6 protein-coding genes are annotated in these 7,893 nt (G+C 67.5%); 4 read left to right on the plus strand and 2 right to left on the minus strand.

What is annotated here, in order from left to right:
- Together ACE3TU_RS15820 and ACE3TU_RS15825 are read left to right on the plus strand one after the other, a co-directional pair.
- The coding region (locus tag ACE3TU_RS15820; RefSeq protein ID WP_374625888.1) for a GH116 family glycosyl hydrolase at positions 1–1,606 on the plus strand (1,606 nt) is incomplete at its 5' end.
- A 53-nt stretch (positions 1,607–1,659) separates the two neighbouring features.
- Positions 1,660–2,571, plus strand: a complete 912-nt coding sequence (locus ACE3TU_RS15825) for a helix-turn-helix domain-containing protein (protein WP_374625890.1) — start codon at positions 1,660–1,662, stop codon at positions 2,569–2,571.
- A gap of 138 nt (positions 2,572–2,709) precedes the next feature.
- Here the strand turns inward: ACE3TU_RS15825 and ACE3TU_RS15830 are convergent, their stop codons facing one another.
- Positions 2,710–3,180: a ricin-type beta-trefoil lectin domain protein gene (locus ACE3TU_RS15830; RefSeq protein ID WP_374625893.1), complete on the minus strand. Its 471-nt coding sequence runs from the start codon at positions 3,178–3,180 to the stop codon at positions 2,710–2,712.
- 322 nt (positions 3,181–3,502) lie between these two features.
- Positions 3,503–4,201 (minus strand): cyclic nucleotide-binding domain-containing protein, encoded by a 699-nt coding sequence (locus ACE3TU_RS15835; protein ID WP_374625895.1) that lies wholly within the window; start codon positions 4,199–4,201, stop codon positions 3,503–3,505.
- Positions 4,202–4,414: 213 nt separating this feature from the next.
- Here ACE3TU_RS15835 and ACE3TU_RS15840 point away from each other — a divergent pair, with 213 nt between their 5' ends.
- Entirely contained in the window at positions 4,415–7,156 is a 2,742-nt protein-coding gene (locus ACE3TU_RS15840; RefSeq protein WP_374625897.1) for a nitrate/nitrite transporter, read from the plus strand.
- Positions 7,156–7,893, plus strand: a 738-nt coding sequence (locus ACE3TU_RS15845) for a molybdopterin-dependent oxidoreductase (RefSeq protein WP_374625899.1), incomplete at its 3' end; no start/stop codon positions are given. The genes ACE3TU_RS15840 and ACE3TU_RS15845, both read left to right, overlap by 1 nt.

A 7,893-nucleotide genomic window follows, 5' to 3' on the forward strand; every position in this document is an offset into this window, starting at 1 on the left:
CTCGACCCTGCCGCTCGCCGTGCTCGATGCGGCCGGTGCCAACCTGTCGATCCTCAAGTCGCCCACCACCGTCCGGCTCGAGGACGGCACCTTCTACGGCTGGGAGGGCTGCCATCCGGCCGCCGGCTCATGCGAGGGCAGTTGCACCCATGTGTGGAACTACCAGCAGGCGCTGCCCTTCCTGTTCCCGGCGCTCGAGCGCTCGATGCGCACGGCGGACTACCGCTACAACCTCAATGCGGCGGGCGGCCTCAGCTTCCGGCTGAGCCTGCCGCTCGGCACCGGCAACGAGACCGAGCGGCCCTGCGCCGACGGCCAGTTCGGCAATGTCATGAAGACCTATCGCGACTGGAAGCTGAGCGGCGACGACGCCTGGCTGCGCAGCCTGTGGCCGGCGGTCAGGCGCAGCATCGACTACGCCTGGAGCCCCGACAATCCCGACCGATGGGATCCGGAACAGACCGGCGTCCTCTGGGGCCGCCAGCATCACACGCTCGACATGGAGCTGTTCGGCCCCAATTCCTGGCTCACCGGCTTCTACCTCGGTGCCCTGGTTGCCGCACAGCGCATGGCCGAGGCGCTCGGCGAGACCGAGGCCGCCGCGCTCTACGGCGCCATCTATGCGCGCGGCCGGGCCTGGGTGGACCAGAACCTGTTCAACGGTTCGCACTACACCCAGCAGGTCGACATCCGGGACAAGTCCGTGCTGGCCCCCTTCATCAAGGGCGAGAAATCGCTCGGCGTCCTCGGCGATACCGTCGAGCAGCTCTACTGGAGCGACGAGCACAAGGAGCTGAAGTACCAGATCGGCGGCGGCTGCATCATCGACCAGGCGCTCGGCCAGTGGCATGCGAACCTGTACGGGCTGGGCGACGTGCTCGACCCCGGCAAGGTGGTCACCAGCCTCGGCACCATTTACGCCAACAACTTCAAGCCGCGGCTGGGCGACATCTACAATCCGTGCCGCGTCTTCGGCCTCGATGACGAGGCCGGCACGATCATCGCGACCTGGCTCGAAGGCGAGGTCAAGCCCGCCGTGCCGGTGCCCTATGCGCAGGAGACCATGCACGGCATGGAATACGCCTTCGCCCAGCTCCTCATGGCCTACGGCATGCTGGACGAGGGCATCGCCGTCACCGCCGGGGTGCGCGACCGCTATGACGGCGGCCGGCGCAATCCCTGGAACGAGATCGAGTGCGGCTCCAACTATGCGCGCTCGATGGCCAGCTGGGGCGCGATGATCGTGCTCTCGGGCTTCAGCGTCGATGCGGCGGCCGGCCATATCGGCTTTGCCCCCCGCGTGCAGCAGGCCGGCCGGTTCCGCAGCTTCTGGTCCGGCGCCGGCGCCTATGGCACGGTCGAACTGGGCGAGGGGCGGGCACGCCTCGCCATCCTCGGCGGCGAGATGGCGCTCGGCGATCTGGGCCTGCCCGCCGACGGCACCGGCGCCTCGGCGCGACTCAACGGCACGGGCGTCGCCGCCACCGGCCATGGCACGGGCGTCAGGTTCGCCGGCCTCGAGCTCAAGCCCGGCGATGTCCTCGATCTGGAGGTTCCCGCTCTCGGTTTGCGCGCGCTGCCCGAGCTTGCTAGCCTCGCGGCCTAGGGCGCTGCCGTGACCGGCAGCGCCGTACCGCAACAGGAGGCGCCGGGGCGCCGATGATCGGGTCGCATCTGCTCGGACAGCAGCCGACATTCGCCGGCGCCGATTTCGGCGTGCCGGAGATTGCCTTTTTCGGCTACTACCAGTTCCGCAACGCGGTGCCGACCTCCGACTCCTGGGAGGAGCATGGCGGCATCGAGATCGTCTTCCTGCAGTCGGGCGAGGCGTGCTGGGATCTGCCGGACGATCATTTCTCGATGACGACGGGCAGCCAGGCGCTGATCATTCCTGCCGGCCGCCGCCACCGTATCGCCAACGGCGTCTACACGCCGTGCCGGCTGCTCTGGCTGGTCTTCAGGCCGGTGGCCGAGGCGGTCGAGAAGGCCCGGCTGTTCCTCGGCAGCGAGGTCGACGCGCTGTTCCGGCTGGCTGAGAGCCACCAGCGTCCGGTCGATCTGCCCGAAGGCAGCCATCGCATGCTCGGCGAACTGTGCAACCGGCTCACCGACGAGCGGCTGCTGATCGGCTCAGCGCCGATCATGGCCGAGGTGCGTTCGCGCGTCTATGCGCTGGTGACGTCGCTGTGGGAAGCGTGCGAGTCCGGCCGCGCCTCGGGCGAGCAGAGCCGCCTCGTGCGGCGCGCCGCCGCCATGCTGCGCGACAGTGCCGACGACGACGCCGACCGCGACGAGAACATCGAGGATGTCGCGCGCCGGCTCGGCTACGGCAAGAGCCGGCTCTACAGCCTGTTCACCCACGAGATCGGCATGGCGCCCAACGATTATCGCCAGCGCCTGCGCATCAAGCGCTGCTGCGAGCGGCTGATCCGCACCTCGGACTCGATCACCGCGATCGGCATCGAGAGCGGCTTCAACTCCTCGCAGTACTTCTCGCGGGTGTTCAAGAAGTATGTCGGCCTGACCCCGAGCGACTACCGCACCCTGTTCCGCGGCCACGCCGAAGCCTGAGGCGCCGGTCGCAGGCGGTACAAGACCATTCTACCACCACCGGCGCAGAGCCGGCATTTCGGATCACGTGCCGGTACGCACGGTGACCCCGAAGTCCGGCCCTGCGCCGCACGTCAGCCTCTGCCGACGCGGGCATGGTTACGGCTGCAGAGTCCAGAACTGGTCGGTGGGGCCTCCGTTTCGCGGCGGAGGATCCTGTGTCCAGAGCTGCACCACACCACCCGAAGACACATCCAGGCACTTGTTCGACAGTCTGTTCAGGAAGCACCGGCCGGTCTGGAACCAGATCTGGTCGGTGTTCTGATACCCGACACGCCCCGGATCCTCGCAGTCCCATATCTGGATCTTCGCGCCATCCGCCTTGCCAGGCTTGCCGACAACGTCAAGGCATCGGCCCGACGCCTTGTGCCGGACGTGGCCATCCTTGAGCATTTCCCAGCCATCGCCTCGGCCAGGCCGCTTTGACATGTCGCAGGCAAAGAGCTTGGCCGGCGTGCCATTGGCAAGATTGTCCACGCCAAGGCACTTCTTGTGGATCACGTTGAAGATGTGAAAGGTCGGCCCGGTCTGTGCCTCCGCGGGTCCGGCAAGAGCCATCTGCCCCAGCATGGCGAAGGCCAGCCCCAGCAGAACGCGACCCCTACTCCTGCCCCCCCGCGTTCGATCGCGCTGTTTCCGCTCGACCCACCCCAAGACCCGATCTGGCCGTCCCGAACCGGCTGCCAGTTCCCCCGGCCGATCTATGCTTTCCTCAACGTGCCTGCCCTTACCCATTCCAGGTTCCTCCCCATCTAGGACAGGAAGAAGGCTACGTCATGGGGTGTCGCCGGCTTTTGACGGGCGTCAACGGGGATCTGGCCTGCCCCCTTCGAGTGCTGGGCACCTGCGCCCGGCGTCGGTCAGGGCAGTACCAGGTTCAGGGCTGCCGCCGCTATACCCCCGGCGCGTCGATCAGCGGGCTCAGCTTGGCCAGCCTCCCCAGGTCCTCGCGATCGCTGATCGCGATGCTTGCCCCGTTGACGGCGACCCCGTAGGGCTTCAGCGTCGCGAAGGCACGCGACAGGTTCTCGGGTGTCATGCCGAGCAGCGAGGCGAGGGTGCGCTTGTCATAGGGCAGGGTCACCTCCGGCTCCTCGCCCTGCTCGGCGGCGAGCCGCAGCAGGTAGGCAGCGAGCCGTTCGACACCGGTGCGCAGCTTGAGGTCCTTCTGGCTCTTGATCACGCCGCGGTAGCAGCCGGCGAGGTCCACCACGATGGCACGGGCGAAGGCATCGTCGAGCTCGAAGGCGGCCCTGACGTCCTCGGCCGGGATCATCAGCAGCCGGCAGCGGCCGACGGTCCGGGCCCCCATCAGGTAGCAGGCATCGCGGATGACGGCGGCGAGGATGAACGTGCCGTTGCGCGAGACCATGCCCATGCTGGTCTCGCGACCGTTCCACGAGGCATGCAGCTCCACCGTCCCCTCGACCACGACAAACAGGAAATCGGCCCGGTCGCCCTCGCGGAACAGCTCGACGTGCGGCGGGAAGGCCTGCAGGTAGGCGGCACGGCTCAGCCGCTCGAATCCCTCGTCGGCCATGCCGGCGAACAGCGACAGTTCCCTGAGCCCCGACACGTCTTCCGGTCTCATGCCGGCCTCAATGCTTGATAAACATCAAGCAGAACTTCTGACCCCGACAACTGCCTTCGTCAAGTCCGCAGGCGCGGCCCTGATGGAATTGGCGCCGCGGCTTATTTGGCCGTCGGGGGGCCGGGGCATTGATCTGGATCAACTGGAACTGCCGCCGCCTGCCCTCAGCCTCGCCCGCAAGGGTCCTTTCCGACCGACCTGATGGGGCAGCAAATGGCATCGACTTCGAACGTCTCGAGCCGGCAGCAGAACACCGCGCTGGGGATGAGCACCTTTGCCTTCACGGTGTGTTTCGCCGTGTGGACGATCTTCTCGATCATCGGGGTGAAGATCCAGGGCGAGCTGGGCATCTCCGATGCACAGCTCGGGCTCCTGGTCGGCACCCCCATCCTCTCGGGGTCCCTCTCCCGCGTCCTGCTCGGCATCTGGACCGACCAGATCGGCGGCCGCGTCGTCTACGTGCTGACCATGCTCTTGGCCGCGGTGGCCACCTTCCTGCTCTCCTACGCCACCACCTACGAGATGATGCTGCTGGCCGCCCTCGGGCTCGGCCTCGCCGGCGGCTCCTTCGCCATCGGCGTCGCCTACGTCTCCAAGTGGTACACGCCGGAAAAGCAGGGGACGGCGCTGGGCATCTTCGGGGCCGGCAATATCGGTGCCGCCGTCACCAAGCTCGCCGCGCCCTTCGTCATGGTGGCGTTCGGCTGGCCGGTCGTCGCGCAGGTTTGGGCCGCGGCCCTGGTGGTGACGGCGCTGATCTTCTGGTTCACCACCAGCGACGATCCCGATCTCGTGGCGCGCCGCGCCGGCGGCATCAGGGCCAAGGGCACTCTCCTGCAGCTCGAGCCGCTGAAGAACGTCCAGGTCTGGCGGTTCTCGCTCTACTACTTCTTCGTCTTCGGCGCCTTCGTCGCGCTGTCGCTGTGGCTGCCCAAGTATCTGATCGGCGTCTACGGCGTCGACATCAAGCTCGCCGGCATCCTCGCCGCGGCCTTCTCGATCCCGGCCAGCCTGTTCCGCGCCTATGGCGGGCACCTGTCGGACCGCTACGGGGCGCGGGCGGTGATGTATGTCACCTTTGGCGTCTCCGCCGTCTGCACCTTCATGCTGGCCTACCCGCACACCGATTACGTCATCCACGGCGTGCACGGCCTGATCAGCTTCTCCACCCGGATGGACCTCGTCCCGTTCGTCATGGTGGTGTTCGTGCTCGGCTTCTTCATGTCGCTGGGCAAGGCGGCGGTCTACAAGCACATCCCGGTCTACTACCCCGGCAATGTCGGGGCCGTCGGCGGCCTGGTCGGCATGATCGGCGGGCTCGGCGGCTTCGTGCTGCCCATCGCCTTCGGCGTGCTGCTCGACGTCACCGGGTTGTGGACCAGCAGCTTCATGCTGATGTTCGGCATCGTCGTGGTGTCGCTGCTCTGGATGCACTTCGCCATCCGGCACATGGAGAAATCCGCCGTCGAGAAGGTCCTGGGCGAGCTGCCGCAATTGCCCGAGATGCAGTCGCTGCACCGGCCCGGCATGGCCGGCACCGGCCCGCGGCTGATCGCCGAGTGGCAGCCGGAGGACCCCGCGTTCTGGGCCGGCAAGGGGCGCGCCATCGCCGCCCGCAACCTGTGGATCTCGATCCCCAACCTGCTGCTCGCCTTCGCCGTATGGATGGTGTGGAGCGTCGTCATCGCCAAGCTGCCCAGCGTCGGGTTCAAGTTCTCCACCGACGAGCTGTTCTGGCTCGCCGCCCTGCCGGGGCTGTCGGGCGCCACGATGAGGATCTTCTACTCCTTCATGGTGCCGGTGTTCGGCGGCCGGCTGTGGACGACGCTCTCCACCGCCTCGCTGATCATCCCGGCCATGGGCATCGGCTATGCCGTGCAGAACCCCGAGACCCCCTACCTGATCTTCCTCGTGCTGGCCCTGCTCTGCGGCCTCGGCGGCGGCAACTTCGCCTCCTCGATGTCCAACATCAGCTTCTTTTTTCCCAAGCGCGAGAAGGGCAACGCGCTGGCCCTCAATGCCGGGCTCGGCAACCTGGGCGTCAGCGTCATGCAGTTCCTCGTGCCGCTGGTGATCACCATCGGGGTGTTCGGCACCGTCGGCGGCGAGCCGCAGCCGGTCGATGAGACCACCCGGCTGTGGCTGCAGAATGCAGGCTTCGTCTGGGTGCCCTTCCTCATCGTGTCGGCGCTCGCCGCCTGGTTCGGCATGAACGATCTCGCCTCCGCCAGGGCCTCGTTCAAGGATCAGGCCGTGATCTTCGGACGCACCCATAACTGGCTGATGTGCTGGCTCTATACCGGCACCTTCGGGTCCTTCATCGGCTACTCGGCCGGCTTCCCGCTGCTCGCCAAGATCGCCTTCCCGGACGTCAATTCGCTGCAATACGTCTTTCTCGGGCCGCTCGTCGGCGCCCTAGCGCGGGCCGGCACCGGCTGGGTATCGGATCGCTGGGGCGGCGCGCGCGTCACCTTCTGGACCTTCGTGCTGATGATCGCGGCGGTCGGCGGGGTGCTCTACTTCATGGCCGCCAAGGATCAGCCCGGCGCCTTCTGGGGGTTCTTTGCGATGTTCATGGTGCTGTTCTTCGCCACCGGCGTCGGCAATGCCTCCACCTTCCAGATGATCCCGGTGATCATGCGCAAGGAGATCGACCGGCTGATGCCCGGGCTCGCCCCGGCCGACCGCGTCCGCCAGGCCGACAAGGAATCGGCGGCCATCATCGGCTTCACCTCGGCGATCGCGGCCTACGGCATGTTCTTCATCCCGCGTGCCTACGGCACCTCCATCCAGATGACCGGCGACGCCTCGGCGGCGCTGTGGGGGTTCCTCGTCTTCTACGTCACCTGCCTGGCCCTCACCTGGTTCGTCTACACGCGCCGCGGCGGCCTGCTGCACGACATCGAGCGCGGTCGCGAGTCGGCCGCGGCAACTGCCCAGACCCGGAGTGCGTGATGAGCCTGCTTCTCGATCGGCTGAACTTCCTCAAGCGCAACGCCCCCTTCGCCGAGGGGCACGGCATCACCACCGGCGAGAGCCGGGAGTGGGAGAAGGCCTATCGGGGCCGCTGGCAGCACGACAAGATCGTGCGCTCGACGCACGGGGTGAACTGCACCGGATCGTGCTCGTGGAAGATCTACGTCAAGGGCGGCATCGTCACCTGGGAGACGCAGCAGACCGACTATCCGCGCACCCGGCCCGACCTGCCCAACCATGAGCCGCGCGGCTGCGCCCGGGGCGCCAGCTATTCCTGGTACATGTACTCGGCCAACCGGGTGAAGCACCCGCTGGTCCGCTCCCGCCTGCTCCGGCTGTGGCGCGAGGCGCGCGCCACCAGGGCCCCGGTCGCCGCCTGGGCCTCGATCGTCGAGGATGCGGCGAAGCGGCGCGACTACACCAGGGTCCGCGGCCATGGCGGCTTCGTCCGCGCCGGCTGGGACGAGGTCAACGAGCTGATCGCCGCCGCCAATGTCTACACCGTGCGCCGGCACGGGCCGGACCGCGTGGTCGGCTTCTCGCCCATCCCGGCCATGTCGATGGTCTCCTATGCGGCCGGTTCGCGCTACCTGTCGCTGATGGGCGGCGTCTGCATGTCGTTCTACGACTGGTACTGCGACCTGCCGCCGGCCTCGCCGATGACCTGGGGCGAGCAGACCGACGTGCCGGAATCGGCCGACTGGTACAATGCCGGC

The organism is Devosia sp. (assembly GCF_041917035.1).
In the GTDB taxonomy this organism is placed as follows: Bacteria; Pseudomonadota; Alphaproteobacteria; order Rhizobiales; family Devosiaceae; genus Devosia_A.